General features: G+C 34.3%; 13 protein-coding genes and 1 pseudogene. 11 read left to right on the top strand and 3 right to left on the bottom strand.

Annotated features, from left to right (window positions below; translation table 11 throughout):
* Positions 1 to 69: 69 nt before the first annotated feature.
* A complete protein-coding gene (glmM, locus tag HSX10_RS12425) occupies positions 70 to 1458 on the top strand; it encodes a phosphoglucosamine mutase (RefSeq protein WP_173588547.1) in 1389 nt (462 codons plus the stop codon).
* An 81-nt stretch (positions 1459 to 1539) separates the two neighbouring features.
* Positions 1540 to 3045 carry an aminotransferase class V-fold PLP-dependent enzyme gene (locus HSX10_RS12430; RefSeq protein ID WP_254453239.1) on the top strand — a complete coding sequence of 502 codons (1506 nt, stop codon included), beginning with the start codon at positions 1540 to 1542 and terminating at the stop codon, positions 3043 to 3045.
* Positions 3046 to 3282: 237 nt separating this feature from the next.
* Here HSX10_RS12430 and HSX10_RS12435 read toward each other — a convergent pair whose 3' ends face one another.
* Complete coding sequence (locus tag HSX10_RS12435) at positions 3283 to 4173, bottom strand: lysophospholipid acyltransferase family protein (RefSeq protein WP_173588548.1); 891 nt, start codon at positions 4171 to 4173, stop codon at positions 3283 to 3285.
* Between the two features lie 60 nt (positions 4174 to 4233).
* Between HSX10_RS12435 and HSX10_RS12440 the strand changes: the two genes are divergently transcribed.
* Together HSX10_RS12440 and HSX10_RS12445 are read left to right on the top strand one after the other, a co-directional pair.
* A complete protein-coding gene (locus HSX10_RS12440) occupies positions 4234 to 4887 on the top strand; it encodes a rhomboid family intramembrane serine protease (RefSeq protein WP_173588549.1) in 654 nt (217 codons plus the stop codon).
* A 105-nt stretch (positions 4888 to 4992) separates the two neighbouring features.
* Positions 4993 to 6801 (top strand): hypothetical protein, encoded by a 1809-nt coding sequence (locus HSX10_RS12445; protein WP_173588550.1) that lies wholly within the window; start codon positions 4993 to 4995, stop codon positions 6799 to 6801.
* Between the two features lie 78 nt (positions 6802 to 6879).
* Here HSX10_RS12445 and HSX10_RS12450 read toward each other — a convergent pair whose 3' ends face one another.
* On the bottom strand, positions 6880 to 8013 hold the full coding sequence (locus tag HSX10_RS12450; RefSeq protein WP_254453240.1) for a TlpA disulfide reductase family protein: 1134 nt from the start codon (positions 8011 to 8013) through the stop codon (positions 6880 to 6882).
* A gap of 250 nt (positions 8014 to 8263) precedes the next feature.
* Positions 8264 to 8998, bottom strand: a complete 735-nt coding sequence (locus HSX10_RS12460; protein ID WP_173588551.1) for a DUF4369 domain-containing protein — start codon at positions 8996 to 8998, stop codon at positions 8264 to 8266.
* A gap of 151 nt (positions 8999 to 9149) precedes the next feature.
* Between HSX10_RS12460 and mnmE the strand changes: the two genes are divergently transcribed.
* The 7 genes and pseudogenes from mnmE to HSX10_RS12495 all read left to right on the top strand — a co-directional run bounded on the left by mnmE (position 9150) and on the right by HSX10_RS12495 (position 19208).
* Positions 9150 to 10556 carry a tRNA uridine-5-carboxymethylaminomethyl(34) synthesis GTPase MnmE gene (mnmE, locus tag HSX10_RS12465; protein WP_173588552.1) on the top strand — a complete coding sequence of 469 codons (1407 nt, stop codon included), beginning with the start codon at positions 9150 to 9152 and terminating at the stop codon, positions 10554 to 10556.
* Positions 10557 to 10723: 167 nt separating this feature from the next.
* A complete protein-coding gene (locus HSX10_RS12470) occupies positions 10724 to 11473 on the top strand; it encodes a hypothetical protein (RefSeq protein WP_173588553.1) in 750 nt (249 codons plus the stop codon).
* Positions 11474 to 13042: 1569 nt separating this feature from the next.
* Positions 13043 to 13339, top strand: a pseudogene (locus HSX10_RS12475) (IS1595 family transposase); the annotation flags it as partial.
* Positions 13340 to 13369: 30 nt separating this feature from the next.
* Complete coding sequence (locus HSX10_RS12480; RefSeq protein WP_173588555.1) at positions 13370 to 15832, top strand: plasma-membrane proton-efflux P-type ATPase; 2463 nt, start codon at positions 13370 to 13372, stop codon at positions 15830 to 15832.
* 116 nt (positions 15833 to 15948) lie between these two features.
* Positions 15949 to 16251, top strand: a complete 303-nt coding sequence (locus HSX10_RS12485; RefSeq protein ID WP_173588556.1) for an HAD family hydrolase — start codon at positions 15949 to 15951, stop codon at positions 16249 to 16251.
* A gap of 224 nt (positions 16252 to 16475) precedes the next feature.
* Complete coding sequence (hsdR, locus tag HSX10_RS12490) at positions 16476 to 18779, top strand: EcoAI/FtnUII family type I restriction enzme subunit R (RefSeq protein ID WP_173588557.1); 2304 nt, start codon at positions 16476 to 16478, stop codon at positions 18777 to 18779.
* A 108-nt stretch (positions 18780 to 18887) separates the two neighbouring features.
* The gene (locus HSX10_RS12495) at positions 18888 to 19208 is read left to right on the top strand and encodes a GIY-YIG nuclease family protein (RefSeq protein WP_173588558.1); all 321 of its coding nucleotides are present in this window, start codon (positions 18888 to 18890) and stop codon (positions 19206 to 19208) included.
* Positions 19209 to 19524 lie beyond the last annotated feature (316 nt).

Below are 19524 nucleotides of genomic sequence, written 5' to 3' on the forward strand. Positions count from 1 at the left end.
TTACAAATTCATAATAACAAAATCGTTAAAAAGGGGATATCTCTTTATATTTGTAAAAAAATATTCTTTATGACATTGATAAAATCTATTTCAGGAATTCGTGGAACTATTGGAGGTTCTGTTGATGATAATTTAACTCCAATTGATGCGGTTAAATTTGCAGCAGCTTATGGAACGTGGTTAAAGCAGCAACGCAGTAAGGATAATTATATTGTGGTTGTTGGTCGTGATGCACGTATTTCTGGAGAAATGATTCAGAACTTGGTAATGAATACCTTAGTAGGTTTAGGAATTCACGTTATTGATTTAGGCTTATCTACAACGCCTACTGTTGAAATTGCTGTGCCGATGGAACATGCAGATGGTGGAATTATTTTAACAGCAAGTCATAATCCAAAACAATGGAATGCCTTAAAGCTTTTAAATGCTAAAGGTGAATTTTTAAATGGATCTGAGGGGCAGAAGATTTTAGAAATCGCAGATTCTAATGCTATGAATTTTGCAGAGGTAGATGACTTAGGGAAAATTACGGTGAATGATGCTTACATTGATTTACATATTGATGAGGTTTTAAAATTACCATTAGTAAATAAAAAAGCTATTGAAGCTGCTAACTTTAAAGTGGTTGTTGATGGCGTAAATTCTACAGGAGGAATTGCTATTCCTTTATTATTAGAACGTTTAGGTGTAGAGCCTGTTAAATTATATTGTGACCCAACGGGGCATTTTCCTCATAATCCAGAACCTTTAAAAGAACATTTAGGCGATTTAGCAAAAGCAGTTGTAAAAGAACACGCTGATTTTGGTATTGTTGTAGATCCTGATGTAGATCGTTTGGCTTTTATGGATGAAACAGGTGAAATGTTTGGTGAAGAATACACTTTAGTTGCTTGTGCAGATTACGTTTTAAGTAAAAACCCAGGAAATACAGTAAGTAACATGAGTTCTACAAGAGCGTTGAGAGATGTTACAGAAAAGTATGGAGGAACTTACGAAGCTAGTGCTGTAGGCGAAGTAAATGTTGTAACATTGATGAAGAAAAATAATGTTGTTATAGGAGGAGAAGGTAATGGAGGTATTATTTATCCAGAATCACATTACGGACGAGATGCTTTAGTTGGTGTGGCTCTATTTTTAAGCTTATTAGCAGAAAGACAGATAAAAGTAAGTGAGTTACGTGCTTCTTATCCTAACTACTATATGAGTAAAAAGAAAATTCAATTAACACCAGAGTTAGATGTCGATGGAATTTTAAGTACTATGGAAGCTAATTATAGTCATGAAAAACTGACGACTATTGATGGTGTGAAAATTGATTTTGCAGATAGTTGGGTGCATTTACGTAAAAGTAATACAGAACCTATAATAAGAATATATACAGAAGCACCAAGCCAAGAAGCTGCAGATATTTTAGCTGATCGTTTTATTGCAGAAATTAAAACGATTGCTAATATCTAGTTTTGAGATATTAGATTGAATTAGATTAAAGCTAGAGTAATAAAAAAGATTAAGATAGGTCTTAATTGGTAAAGTTATAGAATGATGATTTTAGAAACAAGCACAAATAAAGTAACTGAATTAGAAACTTATTTTAGTCAGTTTAGACAACATATTATAGGTCAAAATCAAATGTTTGAATCGCCTTTTGGTGAACAAAAAATCATTTATACCGATTGGACCGCTTCAGGTCGTTTATACCGACCTATTGAAGAAAAGTTATGTAACGATTTTGGACCTTTTGTGGCCAATACACATACAGAAACTACAGTGTCTGGTACAGCAATGACAAAAGCCTACCATAAAGCGAAGCATATTATTAAAGATCACGTTAATGCTAATGAGGATGATATTTTAATTTGCTCAGGAAATGGTATGACTGGCGTGATTAATAAGTTTCAAAGAATATTAGGATTAAAAATTCCTGAGAATTTAAAAAACTTTACAACGATTCCAGATGAAATGCGCCCCGTGGTTTTTATTTCGCATATGGAACACCACTCTAATCAAACCACATGGTTAGAAACTGTAGCAAAAGTTGAAGTGGTTCCGCCAGATGAAGATGGTTTATTTTGTTTGAAGAATTTAGAAGTATTATTACATCAATATAAAGATTGTACCATTAAAATCGCTTCTGTTGTTGGGGCATCTAATGTTACAGGAATTCAAGTTCCTCATCATGATGTGGCAAAACTGATGCATCAACATGGAGGTGTCTGTTTTGTAGATTTTGCTTGTTCTGCACCTTATGTTGCTATGGATATGCACCCTGAAGATGAAGCAGCACAACTAGATGCTATTTTCTTTTCACCTCATAAATTTTTAGGAGGACCAGGAACTTCAGGTGTTTTAGTATTTAATAAAAAACTATATAAAAATATGGTTCCCGATTGTCCAGGAGGAGGAACTGTAAGTTGGACGAATCCTTGGGGCGAACACAGATATATCGATAATATTGAAGACCGTGAAGATGGTGGTACACCAGGATTTCTTCAAACTATAAAAACAGCACTTTCTATTCGTTTAAAAGAACAAATGGGAGTCGATAATATCTTAAGGAGAGAGCATGAATTAGTCACCATTGTTTTTAATAAGTTAGATGGTATTTCTAATATTAATATTCTTGCTGGTCAACATAAAGATCGTTTAGGGGTAATTTCATTTTACATTGATGACTTACACTTTAATTTAGCCGTTAAAATATTGAATGACAGATTTGGTATTCAAACACGTGGTGGTTGTAGTTGTGCTGGTACTTATGGTCACTTTTTACTTCATGTAGATCAGCAAATGTCTAATGAGTTAACTAATGAGATTTCTATTGGAGATTTAGTACGCAAGCCAGGTTGGATTCGTATGTCTATTCATCCAACAACTACAAATTCTGAAATTGAATATGTTTGCAACAGTATTGCAGACTTAGCTAAAAATCATATTGATTGGGCTAAGGATTATGATTATTCTAAATGCAATAATGAATTTATTCACAAGTCTATAGCTAATGTAGATTGTAAAGCGACTAATGTAGATGCTTGGTTTGAGTTGTAATATTAGATTTTTTCTTTGATATTTTTTGAGAAAAATACTTTCACAAAGATTCTTAGAGTTTACACAAAGAAGTACGGAGAAAAAAAAATAAGAAGTAAAGTTTGATTTTTTATTTTAAAATGAAAAACTAATTTACAGAAACCCGAGACTGCTAAAGAAAACCTAGTTTAAATACTAAAATAGTCTTTGCCTCTTATAAGTAGAATTACGCTTAGATTCCTTTTGTAAAGGAATTAATTAAAGGAATTCAGCAGGTACTTTATCTCTGTGTTTCCAACGTTTATGAGTCCAAAGATAATATTGAGGTGCTTCAAGAATTTCTTTTTCTACTAATTTGAAAAATAAATCGGTAATTTCGTAATCCTTAAATTCTTTTGGGTGTTCTGTAATTGTTTTAAAAGTTGTTTCGTAATAACCGCGTTTAATACGTTTTACACTAAAAAATACAACAGCCATATCCAATCTTTTTGCTAATATTTCAGCACCTACGTACATGGGTACTTTTATACCCATAAACTCATTCCAATGAAAGGCTTTGGTTGCTTTTGGAGATTGGTCAGATACAAATCCGTTAATTGTTAATTCACCTTTTTTCTTACTATCATAAAGAACTTTATAAGTTTCTTTAGTGGTGATGAGGTGTGAGTTGTATTTTGCTCTAATGCGTTTTACTAATTTATCAAAATGCTTATTGGCTAAACGTTTATAAACAGCATAACCTTTATGTTTTACGTGTTTTTGTAAAATGAAAATCCATTCCCAGCTTCCATAATGTGCACACATTAAAATGATGCTGCGTTGTTTTGCTTCTAAATCACTAATAAGTTCTACGTTGGTAAATTTGAAGCGTTTATTCATTTGCGCTTCTGTAATTGTTAATGATTTTATAGCTTCGACCATCATATCACAAAAGTGATGGTAAAACTGACTCGTTATTTTAGAGACTTCTTTTTCTGATTTATCAGGGAAAACCAATCTTAGATTTTCTTTTACAGTAGACTTACGGTAGCCTATAACTCTGTAAATTAAAAAGTAAATAACATCAGAAAGCCCATAGAGTAATCTAAAAGGTAATATAGAAACTAGCCAAAGAATTGGGTAGATTATGATGTAAGCAATAAGTTGCATTAAACTATGTTAGTGTTAAGGCGCAAATATATTATATTTGATTTATAAGATTTAGAATTTATGTATAATTTAAGTATCGTAACAATAGTAATCATTGTTGCAAACGCTCTTTTTTCCTATAAAGGATTTGGTGATCGTATGTTTTTTGAACGCTATAAATTTAATGTTGGGAGCATAAAACGCGGTGAGCAAATAAGAATGATTAGCTCTGGATTCTTACATGCAGATATTACACATTTATTGTTTAATATGTTTACACTTTACATGTTTGCAGATGCTGTAATTAGGCAATTAGGTTCTGTTAAATTTGTTATTATTTATATGGCGAGTTTAATATTTGGAAACTTACTTTCGCTTTATTTTCATAAAGATGAAGATTGGTATAGTGCAATAGGAGCTAGTGGAGCTGTTACCGGAATTTTATATGCCGCTATTTTACTTCAGCCACAAATGAGTTTATATATGATGTTTATACCAATCCCTATTCCAGGTTATATATTTGGTATTGGTTACTTACTTTATTCAATATATGGAATGAAAAATAGAATTGGTAATATAGGACATGATGCTCACTTTGGTGGTGCTATTGGTGGTTATGTGGTGACATTAATAATGATGCCAAGCCTATTTAAAACCGATTTATTGCATGTAGGTATTTTGGCAATCCCTATCATTATTCTTTTTGTACTCTATAAAACAGAGAAACTTAATTAAGTGTTAGCTTATTAAATAAAGGTTGAGGTTGTATGACAATTGTCATGTTTTTTAGAAAGTGATGAGTCTATATTCGTAGCTTATCTAATTTTAAAAATAAAAAAGATGGCTTCATCTCACCCAACACATAATTTTCATATCCCAGTTATGGGATTAGCTTATACTATAGATAGTCCAATTAGAGTGGCTCAATATGGTATTTCGTCTGTAATATCTATTATAGATGACGAGCTTGTAGAAAAAATGAATGCTTTTTATAGTAAGAAATTCAACTTACCATATAAAGAAATAACAAAAAAGGCACACGACTATCGTGCAGAACGTATTACGTCCTATTTAAACTTAGCGGATACCATTGTAAAAGACAAATTCTCAAAGTTTAAAGCTGAATTATCGGAAAGTAAATTGGCTTTAGAAAACTTTATTTCAACCTTACCGCATAAGTCAGACTTTAAAGAAGGGCTTTCTAACTTATTACAAGAAGGAACAGCGTTTAAGGACCACATTAAAACTTATCTAGAAACACATTTAAAAGCAGGGGATATTGATGTTAACATCATGACCAAAGTTGATAAAGATAATTTTGAAAAAGGGGAACAACTTCCAACCGCGTTTAATGATGCTCATGCTTCACTTAGAGGATTTGCTAATAGTAACCTAAGTTCTTCTGTAGTACTTTCTGCAGGAATGAATCCACGACTGTACAGTTATTTTGAGAACTTTAAAGACTTCTTTCCTGATGCAAATGGACAATTAAAAAAGAAAATCATTTTAAAAGTTAGTGATTATCGTTCTGCAACGATTCAAGGAAAATTTTTAGCAAAAAAAGGACTTTGGGTTTCAGAATATAGAATAGAATCGGGGTTAAACTGTGGCGGACATGCTTTTGCTACCGAAGGTTTTTTATTAGGTCCTATTTTAGAGGAATTTAAAACTAAAAAATCAGAATTAATAAACGATACCTATGAAGTTTATGTAAAAGGCTTAAGTCAAAAAGAATTGGTAATACCAGAGCAACCTTTAGAGTTGAAAATTACTGTTCAAGGAGGAGTTGGTACTGCTGATGAGCAATCTTTTTTACTTGATAATTATAATGTAGATTCTGTAGGTTGGGGAACACCGTTTTTATTAGTGCCAGAAGCCACCTCTGTAGATAAAGTAACACGAGATTTATTAGCAAACGCTAAAGAAAAAGATTTGTATTTAAGCGGAATATCACCTTTAGGAGTTCCTTTTAACACTATTAAAGGTACATCTAATGAATTTCATAAACAAAAACGTATTGATAATGATAAAGCAGGAAGTTCTTGTCCTAAAAAATTATTGGCTCTAAGTAAAGAGTTTGGAGCCGAAGGGATTTGTACAGCTTCTAAGAAATATCAGGATATTAAATTGGAAGCATTAGAATCTGAAAAAGCAGATTTATCTTCAAAAGCTTATGCTAATGCAAAAGCTAAAATAACCGAGAAAGCTTGTCTTTGTGTAGGTTTAGCAAATGCCTCTTATTTAGAAAATGAGATTAGCATAAAAGGGCAGGAGCAAGGCGTTGTTATATGCCCTGGTCCTAATTTAGCTTATTTTGATAAGGAAGTCTCTTTGTTTGAAATGATGAAGCATATTAATGGAAATGCATCTGTACTTTCTAATGTTAAGCGTCCTAATATGTTTGTTAAAGAATTAAAGATGTATATCGATTATTTAAAAAATGAAATAGAGACTATGTCTGAAGATCTTTCTGCTAAACAAATAAAAAAATGGAATGCTTTTAAAAGCCATTTATTCGATGGTATTGCATACTATCAAGATGTGTTTGTAGCTTCAGTTTCTTCAGAATATAAAACTATTCAAGAAGAACTTCAGGTAAATAAAGAAGAATTGATAGCTGTTAAAATTCCTGAATTAGAATTGGCTTAACTTTTCTATTTAGAATTTTATTAACTTATTGACATAAAAAAAGCCTTTAAATTTTCTTTAAAGGCTTTTTTTTGATGTTTATTTAAGAAGTTCTTGCACTTTTAATTCTAATGCTCTTCCTCTAAGGTTTTTAGCAACAATTTTTCCTTTTTCATCTAAAATAAACGTTGCGGGTATTGCATTTATATTATAAAGCTGTGCTACTGGATCTTGAAAATATTGCAAGTTTGAAACATGTGTCCAAGTTAGTTCATCCTTTTTAATTGCGTTTAGCCAAGCGTTTTTAGGATCTTTTTGATTGCGTGTTCCATCTAAAGACACCCCAATAATTTCTAAGCCTTGATCATGGTATTTGTTGTAAATTCTAACCACATTAGGGTTTTCGCGGCGGCAAGGTCCACACCAAGCGGCCCAAAAATCTATAATGGTCACTTTACCTTTTACATCATTAAGACTAACCATTTTACCATCAGGATTTGGAGCTTCAAAATTTGGAGCTACTTTACCTACTTTAATTTGAGCTGTTTTTAAGTAATCAGCCAATGCTTTATCGAGATTTGTTTTAATGGCAACACCTTCAGGAGAGTTTTGTATATCAGCATCTAGTTTGTTAAAAGCTTCAATATAGTCTTCGATGTTTGTATTGTCTTTAGAGTTTTTTTGTTTTATTAAAACTAAACTGTAATAGCTACTTCTGTTTTTATCAATGAAATTTAAAGGTGCTTCTTTTTGTTTATTTTGCACTATGGTATAAAGTTTAGAAATAGAATCTCTTGTTGTTCTATTTCTTAATTGCATTTTTAAAGCCTCAGCTTCTTTATTTAATTCTTGTAGATTATCATTGTACGTTTTATAGTCTGCATTAGATTTAGAACCAACGACTGTAGATTGTGTAATATCAGATTTGTTAATAGTTATATCAATCTGATTATTTTCTAGCATAAAATCTAACTCTCCTTTTACAGAATTTACAGTTATTAAATGAAGTGTAGGGTTTAATACCTTACCTGTAAAAGTGAATTTTTCATTAACAACGATAGCTGTATCAATGACTCTTGTTCTTCCATTTTGCTGTTTCACTTTTAAATAAGTGCGCACACCATTGTAGATGTTTTTAGCCGTTCCGTTAATAATAAAATCTGTTCTTTTTGGTTCTGTTTTGCAGCTTAAAAAAAGTAAACTAATTATTGCAATTGTAACGAGTCTTTTCATAATAGATAGTTTGTATACTACAAATATAAAAACAATGGTTAAATAGTAGCTCTATAAATTAGAACTCTTAAATGTAGATAATGCTATAGATCTAGAAAAGAAAAATTAATAAGAAAGCAGTACAAACTAAAAAAAAGCTGAATAATCTGAAGATTGTCCAACTTTAATTTATATTCTAACTTTTAGTTCTAATGCCTTTCCTTTGGGTTTATAGTATTACCATCGGGGGTTGTAGATTCAAAACTTGGTGTTACTTTTCAATTTTAGGTTGATTGGTTTTTAAATAGTTATCAAGTAAGTTTTCTAGTTTTAATTTAATTTCTATTCCTTTTTTAGAAGATTTAATTTCAGAGGATAAGTTATTAAAGGCATCCATGTATTTTTTTGCGTCTAATTTTTTGTTATTTAATTGTTTACTGATTAGGAATAAACTAAAAAAATTATCCTCATTATTATTAATGAAGTCAATGACATATTGAGTTTTTTTATTGTCAATGATTTTCATTTGATTAGAAAGTGAGTCTAGTTTTGTTTTATTATTTTGAGATCTATATTTTCTAAACTCTTTTACAGTTGCAAAAATTTCTTTATCAAGTTTATTAAATCCAATATAAAAACGATCATAATCTTCCTGCGCTTTAGACCCCGTTATTTTAGATTCTTCTATTTTAGATTTATTAATGTCGATATTGATGTTACTGTTTTCAACCATTATAGGTAGTTTTCCTTGTATGCCATCTATTGTAACATTGTATAACGTTGGCATATCTACTCTTCCTTCAATAAAAAAGCTTTCGTTCTTAACCATTCTTGTACTCACTATTTTATCTTTTTCTTTATCATCAGAGCTTTTTAGATGAATTCTAACACCATTATAAACTCCTTTTGCAGTACCGGTAATCGTATAATGAGGGAGTTTAGGTTCTGCTTCTTTACAGCTAAAACATAATAGACAAGTAAAAATAAGGAGGCATAGATTTTTCATGAATTAATATTGTTCTTTATTAAAGTGTGCATTGCAAATATAAAAACAATGATTAATAGTATGCTTATAAAAGCGACCACTTAAAAGTTGGCAAGGATAATGTTTAATCAATCGCATAAATTACAATACTTTTGCATTAAAGAATTAGAATATGCATAATGATACCATTGTAGCTTTAGCAACACCCTCTGGGAGTGGAGCTATAGCAGTTATTCGCTTATCGGGAAAAGAAGCCATAACAATAGCATCTAAAAGCTTTAAATCTGTATCTGATAAAGATCTGAATAAGCAAAAAACACATACCATTCATTTGGGTCATATCGTTGAAGGCGGTAGAACTATAGATGAAGTTTTAGTTTCTGTTTTTAAAGACCCTAATTCTTATACAGGTGAAAATGTAGTAGAAATATCTTGCCATGGATCATCTTATATTCAGCAAGAAATTATTCAGTTATTTTTACGAAAAGGCTGTAGAATGGCGACAGCAGGTGAGTTTACACTGCGTGCTTTTTTAAATGGAAAACTCGATTTGAGTCAGGCAGAAGCTGTAGCCGATTTAATTTCTAGTGATAATGAAGCCTCTCACCAAATAGCTATGCAGCAGATGCGAGGTGGATTTTCTTCGGAAATAGCTAAGCTAAGGGAAGAGCTTTTAAACTTTGCGTCTTTAATAGAATTAGAATTGGACTTTGCGGAAGAAGATGTAGAGTTTGCAGACCGTACACAATTTAAGCAGTTGATAGCGCGTATCACTTTTGTATTGAAACGTTTGATTGATTCTTTTGCTGTTGGAAACGTTATAAAAAACGGTATTCCAGTAGCTATTGTCGGTGAGCCTAATGTGGGGAAGTCTACGTTGTTGAATGCTTTACTGAATGAAGATCGTGCGATAGTATCGGAAATAGCAGGGACGACAAGAGATACTATAGAAGACGAAATTTCAATAGGAGGTATTGGCTTTCGTTTTATAGATACTGCAGGAATTAGGGACACTGAAGATGTTGTAGAGAGTATTGGTATTAAAAAGACCTTTGAAAAAATAGAGCAAGCCCAAGTGGTGCTGTTTTTAATAGGAAGTCCACAATTAGCTGTTGGAGGTAAAGCCATCGCTAATTTTTTAATTGAAATAGAAAAAGTAAGAAATCAGTTTCCACAAAAGCAGTTGTTGGTTATTTTAAACAAAATAGATCAAATAACGGATTCTGAATTAGCAACCATAACTACGGCTTTAGAAGTTAAGGCTTCAAATGTGATTCCTATTTCTGCTAAAACAGGATTTGGAGTGGAGGAATTGACCAATAAACTGCTTAATTTAATTAATACAGGAGCTTTAAGAAATAATGAAACTATTGTTACTAACTCTCGTCATTATGATGCTTTATTAAAGGCTTTTGAAGAAGTGCAAAAAGTACAATACGGTTTAGAAACAGATCTGTCAGGAGATTTGTTGGCTATTGATATTCGGCAAGCTTTATATCACTTTGGTGAGATAACGGGCGAGATAACCAATGATGATTTGTTGGGTAATATATTTGCTAATTTCTGTATCGGGAAGTAGTGCTCGTTTTTATCTTCTTATTTGGTTTTGTTTGCTTCTTTTATACAACAACTCTGCTTTAAGCTTGTTTTAAGGTTGTTTTAAGTATGCTATAACCACGCTATAACCTATAATTTAATTTTTTGTATATTGCTGTTTTATAGCTGTTTATATTAAAATGTTGAATTATGGCAGAGCAGAAAGGCATTATCCCTTTAGTGGGGACTTTGGGAGGTATTAATTTTTATTATTTAAATGGTAAGGCTATTGCCCGAAAAGCAGGTGGTGGTTTTAATGGTAAGGCCATAAAGACGAAGCGGAGTATGCAACGTGTACGCGAAAACGCTAGTGAGTTTGGGCATTGCTCTATTGTTAATAAAGCTTTTAGGACGGCTTTAGTGCCTTTTTTTAGAGGTTATAGGTTTCCCTATTTTCATAGTCGATTGATGGGGTTGTTTACGCGTTTAAAGGATTTGGATGCGATAAACAAACGCGGCCAGCGACGTGTTGCCAATGGTATTGCTCATAGTGATGGGCTAAAACTGGTGGAGCATTTTAATTATACCCCTGTTTGTAATGTAGGTCAGGTATTGCCTTTTGGATTTGCAATTAACAGCTCTAATTTTGAGTTGACTATTACTGATTTTGATATTAACCAGGTTGGCTTTGTGGAAGGTGCTACGCATATTGCTTTGTTGTATGGTGTGTTGGATTTTGATTTTGACAGCTTGGATTCTCAATTGCATTTTGCGCCTACTTTAGTACTGGATGCCATTGATATGGTTTCTTCTTTAACGTTAACACCTGGTACTTTACCTAGCGGACTAGGTACGACACTTTGTGTGCTTGGTGTACGTTTTTACCAAGCTATTGATGGGGCTTTGTATGCGTTGAACGGCAAGGATAGTGTTGGGATTTCGGTTTTGAAATGTATGTAGGGTTTTGGGTTTTAGATGTGCTTTAAAACTTTTTATGATGTTATTTTTTAGTTTTTGGTTTTGCGTTGTAAAATTATGTTTTGATAATCTAAAGAATTTTATGATGGAGGTTGGTTGTTCGTTTTTTATTAGATTTTAGTTCTAAATACATTTAGTCTTATTAAATTGTTTTCTTTTTTCTTCAATAAATTCTTTAAAAGGGTTACTTGGTGTTTCTGAGTTAATCTGTTTTATTAGACTTGTATCCCATTCTTTATATTTACAAGGGGCTTATTTCTTTATTGTTAAACCTAATTTTGAATTTTCTGGATGTTCAAATAAATTATGAAGCAATAAAAGCGAAAGCTATACAGTTTTATTTATTGCTCTTGCTCTTGCTCTTGCTCTTGCTCTTGTTCTTGCTTGCTCTTTATATGCTGATTTATTATGATTTATTACCTTATTTTAAAGTACAGGCTAGAGCAGTTTCATACATAAAAAGGGGGGGGATTATAAATGTTTGTCCGATTTTATCATTCTTCCTGAGGAAAATCATCTTGTGTTTATTATAAAAACGTATCCTTATTTTGCTCTTGTTCTTGTTCTTGCTTGCTCTTTATATGCTGATTTATTACCTTATTTTAAAGTACAGGTTAGAGCAGTTTCATACATAAAAAGGGTTGGAAGGATTATAAATGTTTGTCCACTTTTATCATTCTTCCTGAGGGAAATCATCTTGTATTTATTATAAAAACGTATCCTTATTTTGCTTTTGCTTTTGCTTTTGCTCTTGTTCTTGCTTGCTCTTTATATGCTGATTTATTATGATTTATTACCTTATTTTAAAGTACAGGTTAGAGCAGTTTCATACATAAAAAAGGGGGGAGGATTATAAATGTTTGTCCGATTTTATCATTCTTCCTGAGGGAAATCATCTTGTGTTTATTATAAAAACGTATCCTTATTTTGCTCTTGTTCTTGCTTGCTCTTTATATGCTGATTTATTATGATTTATTACCTTATTTTAAAGTACAAGCTAGAGCAGTTTCATACATAAAAAGGGGGGGGATTATAAATGTTTGTCCGCTTTTATCATTCTTCCTGAGGAAAATCATCTTTCGTTTATTATAAAAACATCTCCTTCGTAAAAAGGGGGGGGAGGGGCGAATTCATCTGCCTTAAAATAAACGATGAGTTCTTTTTACATGAGGATTTAGGAGCGCTTAACGCTTATAATTCAAGCTACCGTACTAAGTGGCGGCACGATTATTCTGGTTGAGATGCCTACAGGTTTTATTGAAATTTTAAAACGCTCAATTTAATTTTTTTTACAAAATGACCTACATCATTTCATGCTACTATATAAAATTGAACCTTTGAAAAATATAAAAACATCACTCATGATTGTGGAAAAAGAAGTTTTATACAGCGTAACTATTCCTATAGAACACCAACTGAGGAAGGGAGAACTCGATTTGTAGAAAGATGAGTTAAAACCTTTTGAAGCACTATAAAGAACCTACATTAAGAGGGGGCCAGATTAGACTTATTAGGGCGTAAGCGGGCTTAAAGGTGTTAGGTGTTTTTTAAAACGAAGACTCTATTGTATTTACAGACAACAGTACGTTGTCTGCTGATATTGCTGGAAATATAGATCTTCACATAAGTGAAAAATCAACAAAACACATTACAAAAGAAACATTGAAAAGGGTTGATATTGCCATGCGTAATGCCCAACAAAACTTTGTAGAACCCTCCTTTAAAATCAAGGCTAAATACCTTCAATTAGATCTAAATGCATTCGTTTATAAACTTAACAGAAGATGTTTTGGAGACAAGATATTGGATAGACTAGTTATAGCAAGCATAACAGCAGGATGGCATTAGACGTAAATCAATAAAATAAAATTTTAAGATATGACATCAAATAGAGATCAGTCTAAGGCAGAAGCATCAAAACCCAATGCAAACGACGACCTAAAATCCCTGCCTATGCAGGAACTGATGAAACAACTAGATTCATCAGTAGACGGGCTCACTCAAACAGAAGCTAAGAAACGTCTAATTCAATACGGAGCCAACGAAATTGAGGAAAAGAAAACCAATATGTTCCTGAAATTCCTTTCTTATTTTTGGGGCCCCATTCCATGGATGATTGAAGCAGCCGTAATCCTTTCTGCAGTGGCGCGACATTGGCCCGATTTTTTCATCATTCTTATTTTACTCTTGGCCAATGCAGTGGTGGGGTTTTGGGAAGAACGTGAGGCAGGTAACGCCATAGCGGCCCTTCAGGCTCAACTGGCGGTTAAAGCGCGTGTAAAGCGTGATGGCAAGTGGATTACTCCGGCCTCACGCGAATTAGTTCCCGGCGATGTTATTCGCTTACGCTTGGGTGATATTGTACCTGCCGATGCCCGCTTATTGGATGGTGATTCGGTAGAAGTAGATCAGTCTGCATTGACGGGTGAATCCTTACCGGTTACGCGCAACTCTGGTGAAGCCGTTTTTTCAGGATCAATCATTCGTCGTGGTGAAATAGGCGCAATCATCTATGCTACAGGTACTCATACCTATTTTGGAAAAACAGCACAATTGGTGCAAGAAGCACATACCGTTAGTCATTTTCAGAAGGCCGTTTTGAAGATTGGTAATTACCTGATAGTGTTGGCTGTGGTTTTAGTCGCCATAATTATATCTGTGGCTATCTTCCGTGGAGACAAAGTGCTGGTTACCATGCAGTTTGCTTTGGTGTTGACTGTGGCAGCGATTCCGGTTGCTATGCCAACAGTATTATCGGTAACCATGGCTGTTGGCGCACGATTACTAGCCAAAAAAAAGGCGATTGTGAGCAAGTTGGTTGCTATAGAAGAATTGGCAGGAGTGGATATACTTTGCGCCGACAAAACCGGTACATTAACCCAGAACAAGTTAACATTAGGAGATCCTTTTAGTGTTAACGCTATCTCTGCCGATGAGGTTATACTCAGTGGTGCATTGGCATCGCGTGCTGAAAATAACGACACAATAGACCTAGCGGTTTTGGGAGGTTTGAAAGACCAAAAAATATTAAATGATTATAACGTGATTCATTTCCAACCGTTTGATCCTGTACATAAACGCACAGAGGCAACGGTTAAAGGGAAGGATGGTAAAGACTTTAAGGTAACGAAAGGTGCACCACAGGTGATTTTGGAATTGGCGACCAATTCTGAGAAGTTGAAGGTTGCCGTTGATAAGGCTGTTAATAATTTTGCAGCTCGAGGCTTTCGTTCCTTAGGAGTAGCCCGTACTGATGGCGAAGGCGAATGGCAGTTTATAGGAGTATTACCTTTGTTTGATCCGCCTCGTGAAGATGCTAAGTCAACCATTGCGACCGCACTAGCTATGGGGGTAAAAATTAAAATGGTAACGGGAGATGCCTTGGCAATTGCGAAGGAAACGGCAGAGAAGTTAGCTATGGGCACCACTATTCTTGATGCTAGTAGTTTAGGAGATTCGAAGCAGGAAGAAACGGAGGACATTTCAGAATCCATAGAAAAAGCTGAAGGTTTTGCACAAGTGTTTCCCGAACATAAATATCACATTGTGGATGTGTTACAAAAACGTGGACACATAGTAGGGATGACAGGTGACGGCGTTAATGATGCCCCAGCACTTAAGAAAGCCAATTGCGGGATTGCCGTATCTGATGCAACGGATGCTGCTCGTGCCGCAGCAGACATCGTTCTTATGACTCCTGGATTGTCAGTGATTATTGACGCCATTAAGGAGAGTCGGAAAATTTTTCAACGGATGAATAGCTATGCCATTTATCGCATCGCGGAAACATTACGTGTGTTATTGTTTATGACGGTTTCTATATTGGTATTTAATTTTTACCCAGTAACGGCAGTTATGATTGTGATGTTGGCCTTGCTTAATGATGGGGCTATTTTATCTATAGCGTATGATAATGTTAACTATAAGAATGAACCAGAGGCTTGGAATATGCGTATGGTACTGGGGATTTCTACAGTGCTGGGTGTTATTGGTGTTGTTTCTGCTTTTGGCTTATTTTATTTAGCTGAGCGGGTCTTTCACCTTGACCGTGAGCATATACAAACCTTAATGTATTTAAAATTATCTGTTGCAGGTCACCTTACAATCTTCCTTACACGAACACGGGGCGCGTTTTGGTCTATTCGTCCAGCTAAGATCTTATGGATAGCCGTACTGGGTACGCAAATTATAGCGACACTCATAGCCGTTTATGGTTTATTTATGACGCCTCTAGGTTGGGGTTGGGCTGGTTTTGTTTGGGGGTATGCCTTGGCCTGGTTTCTTATTAATGACAGGATTAAACTTTTGGCCTATAAGCTATTTGATCCGGAAAAAAAATGATTTAATAGTGTTTGGGTTTTAGTTAAAAAAGCAAAAACACTATAGTATGTGCAGCGGAATTTAAAAATAGATGTCACAAGACCGAGCGACACGGCGGCTAAACTAACCTAATAGATATGACTAAGATGAAAACCCTAATAACACTTGCTCCTCAGGACTTTGACGCGATTTTGTTTGATCTTGATGGGGTGCTGACTAAAACAGCGCGCATTCATAAAGCAGCCTGGAACAAACTGTTCGACGGTTTTCTTGAACAGTACGCCACCAAGGCAGACCAACCATTCATCCCTTTCGACATCCATTCTGACTATGCCCAGTCCGTTGACGGTAAGCCTTGCTACGAAGGCGTGGCCGCCTTTCTCGAGTCTAGAGCAATTAACTTGCCTTGGGGTACAGTAGAAGATGGGCGGGAGATGTAAAGGATATGCGCTATGTGTAGCATTAAGACCACTGCAAGCCTATAAGTTTACTACGTTATTTTGTGAAAAGAAACGATTTTTTGTTAGGTAAGATTTACCTTATAGTGTTACAGTTTTTATGATAATTACGAGTATATACAAGCAAAATTTTAAAAAAGGTTCTATATTTAGGCTCTCCCTATAAAATAGAAATAGCTGATTGAATTTAAGGTTAAATCAAGGTAATGACAAAACACATATCCGAATCTGATACTAGAGCCAATTTTATAGACCCTAAACTGGTTGATAGTCAATGGGAAGCGATACATATTGTTAGAGAGTATTATTTTACAGATGGTAGAAAGTTATTAGGAAACAAGCGTGGAAAACGATTGTTTTTAGATTATTTACTAAAGTATAATAATACCAATTTAGCAATAGTTGAAGCCAAAAAGCTAGATGATCACCCTACAAAAGGATTACAACAAGCTTTAGAATATGCTGAAAAACTTAAAATAAACTTTGTTTACGCTACAAATGGCAAACAAATTTATGAGTTTGATAGACGCACGGGAAAAGGTGACTACGTTGCTAATTTTCCAACACCTCAAGACTTATACAATCGCCTTTTTGGAAAAAAGAACGCACTAAAAGAGCAGCTTCAGCGTATTCCATTTTTATTAACAGGTAATTTTGGGCCACGTTATTACCAAGAAATTGCGGTGAATAAAGTGATGGAGAGTATTGCTGATGGTCAAGATCGCATCCTTTTGACCTTAGCCACAGGAACTGGTAAAACCTTTATCTCATTTCAAATTGTACACAAGTTATTACAAGCGAAATGGAACTTAGACGGCAATGATAGACGACCAAGAGTTTTGTTTTTAGCCGATAGGAATGTATTGGCAGATCAAGCCATTAATACGTTTAATCCTTATGAGAAGGATGTTATTAAAATTGATGGTGAAGAAGTTCGCAAACGTAATGGCGTAGTGCCCACTAATGCCTATATATTCTTTGCAATCTATCAGGCTATTGCAGAACGTGAAGATATTGGTGGTTTTTACAAAGAATACCCAAGTGATTTTTTCGACTTAATTGTTATTGATGAGTGTCATAGAGGAAGTGCTAATGAAGAAGGTTCATGGCGCGCCATTCTAGATCATTTTAAACCTGCCATTCATTTAGGATTAACGGCGACACCAAAACGGGACGATAATGTTGATACCTATAAATATTTTGGACAGCCTATTTACGAGTATTCTTTAAAGGAAGGCATTCAAGATGGGTTTTTAACACCTTATAAAGTAAAGCGCGTGACCACTAATATTGATGAATACATCCATACTAATGATAGTAGGATTATTCAAGGTGAAGTGACTAAAGACCGATACGAACTTAAAGATTTCAATAACAGTATTACCGTAAAACAACGTATTGAATTGGTAGCGCAAACTATTTTGCAACACATTGGTAAAATGGATAAAACGATTGTGTTTTGTGCCAATCAAGATCATGCGTTAGATTTACGCGATTATATTAACAAATATAAGGACGTAACAGACCCTAATTACTGTGTTAGAGTCACGAGCGATGAGGGTAAACATGGACGCGAACTTTTAGAGAAATTTCAAGATAATGACAATGATATTCCGGTTATATTAACCTCTTCAAAGATGTTGACTACGGGAGTAGATGCTAGAAATGTACGCAATATTGTATTAACAGCACCCATTGGCTCTATGGTAGAGTTTAAACAAATTATAGGTCGAGGTACGCGTGTGTTTGATGGTAAAGACTTTTTTACCATTATCGATTTTGTGGGTGCTACTAATTTATTTTACGATGCCACATGGGATGGCGAACCCGAAGAACCTGCTGGAGGTGAAGGCGGAGAGGCAATACCAAAACCACCACGGCAACCCAAGGTTAAAGAACCTGGTGAACCTTACGAACGTAAAGAAAAGCTAATTATAGAATTGTCTAATGGGAGACAGTTAAAAGTGACAGACGTTGATACCCGTTATATTGATGAAAACGGAAAGCCACTCACCGTACGCGAGTTCTTAGAAAAACTGATAGGTGAGTTACCTGCTATTTATAAAGACGAAACTCATTTACGCAACATTTGGTCTAATCCTGATACGCGAGCAAGTTTGCTGATTCAGTTAGGGGATTTAGGCTTTGATAACGCGCAACTCAATGATTTACGTAATATGATTGCCACACCAGAATGCGATATTTTTGATGTGCTTTCACATATATCTTTCAACTCTAATTTAATGACACGTAAGCAACGTGTAAAGTTTGTAAAAGACGAACCCGAATTTTTTGAAGTCTATAAAAACTTAGAAGCACGTGAGTTTTTGGAGTTTATTTTAAAACATTATGAAGATTATGGTATTGAGGAATTACAACGTGATAAGTTAGGTGATTTAGTAAAATTGAAACTAGGTACACCTAAAGATGCTAAAATCGCTTTTGGTGACATGAAAACCCTTTTAGGAGCCTATTATAAACTACAAGAAAACATTTATAGAGCAGGATAAAATCAGTACTGTCAGGCTGAGCGCAGTCGAAGCCTCAAGAAGCATAAAAATCAAAACTTGTCAGGCTGAGCGCAGTCGAAGCCCAATAAAACGAACAACATTAATAAAATGAATTACCAATACTTTGTTTATATCTTATTATGCGCGGATAAGTCATATTATACAGGTATTACCAATAATTTATCTAGAAGATTTAATGAACATCAAGCAGGTACAAAACGTGATAGTTATACTTATAGCAGGAGACCATTAACATTAGTTTTTCAGCAAGAGTTTAATGACGTAATCCAAGCAATTTATTTTGAGAAAAAAATTAAGGGTTGGTCTAGAGCTAAGAAAAAAGCGTTAATTGATGGAGATTTTGATAGGTTACAAATATTATCAGAATGCAGAAATGCGACTCATTATAAATATAAACCAAGAGATTAGAAAAGTTATAGGTTGGCACTTCGACTGCGCTCAGTGTGACAAATGGAGTAAATAAAAAGCGTTATAAGGAGGCACTTCGACTGCGCTCAGTGTGACAAATGGAGTAAATAAAAAGCTTTATAGAGTTGCACTTCGACTGCGCTCAGTGTGACAAGTAGTAGGAAATAAAAAGCGTTATAGGGTTGCACTTCGACTGCGCTCAGTGTGACAAGTAGTAGTAAATAAAATAATAATGTGTGTATAAAAGCACTTTAAAATATTAATTAAAAAAGTTATAGGGAGGCACTTCGACTGCGCTCAGTGTGACAAGTAGTAG

The sequence above is a fragment of the Winogradskyella undariae genome, from assembly GCF_013285155.1.
GTDB classification, from domain to species: Bacteria; Bacteroidota; Bacteroidia; order Flavobacteriales; family Flavobacteriaceae; genus Winogradskyella; species Winogradskyella undariae.

Bases quoted from the DNA above. Each gene is read 5' to 3' on its own strand.
- mnmE (WP_173588552.1), top strand. From the start codon at position 9,150: ATGCATAATGATACCATTGTAGCTTTAGCAACACCCTCTGGGAGTGGA.
- HSX10_RS12460 (WP_173588551.1), bottom strand. From the start codon at position 8,998: ATGAAAAATCTATGCCTCCTTATTTTTACTTGTCTATTATGTTTTAGC.
- HSX10_RS12430 (WP_254453239.1), top strand. From the start codon at position 1,540: ATGATGATTTTAGAAACAAGCACAAATAAAGTAACTGAATTAGAAACT.
- glmM (WP_173588547.1), top strand. From the start codon at position 70: ATGACATTGATAAAATCTATTTCAGGAATTCGTGGAACTATTGGAGGT.
- HSX10_RS12470 (WP_173588553.1), top strand. From the start codon at position 10,724: ATGGCAGAGCAGAAAGGCATTATCCCTTTAGTGGGGACTTTGGGAGGT.
- HSX10_RS12450 (WP_254453240.1), bottom strand. From the start codon at position 8,013: ATGAAAAGACTCGTTACAATTGCAATAATTAGTTTACTTTTTTTAAGC.
- HSX10_RS12485 (WP_173588556.1), top strand. From the start codon at position 15,949: ATGACTAAGATGAAAACCCTAATAACACTTGCTCCTCAGGACTTTGAC.
- HSX10_RS12435 (WP_173588548.1), bottom strand. From the start codon at position 4,173: ATGCAACTTATTGCTTACATCATAATCTACCCAATTCTTTGGCTAGTT.
- HSX10_RS12495 (WP_173588558.1), top strand. From the start codon at position 18,888: ATGAATTACCAATACTTTGTTTATATCTTATTATGCGCGGATAAGTCA.
- HSX10_RS12440 (WP_173588549.1), top strand. From the start codon at position 4,234: ATGTATAATTTAAGTATCGTAACAATAGTAATCATTGTTGCAAACGCT.
- HSX10_RS12480 (WP_173588555.1), top strand. From the start codon at position 13,370: ATGACATCAAATAGAGATCAGTCTAAGGCAGAAGCATCAAAACCCAAT.
- hsdR (WP_173588557.1), top strand. From the start codon at position 16,476: ATGACAAAACACATATCCGAATCTGATACTAGAGCCAATTTTATAGAC.
- HSX10_RS12445 (WP_173588550.1), top strand. From the start codon at position 4,993: ATGGCTTCATCTCACCCAACACATAATTTTCATATCCCAGTTATGGGA.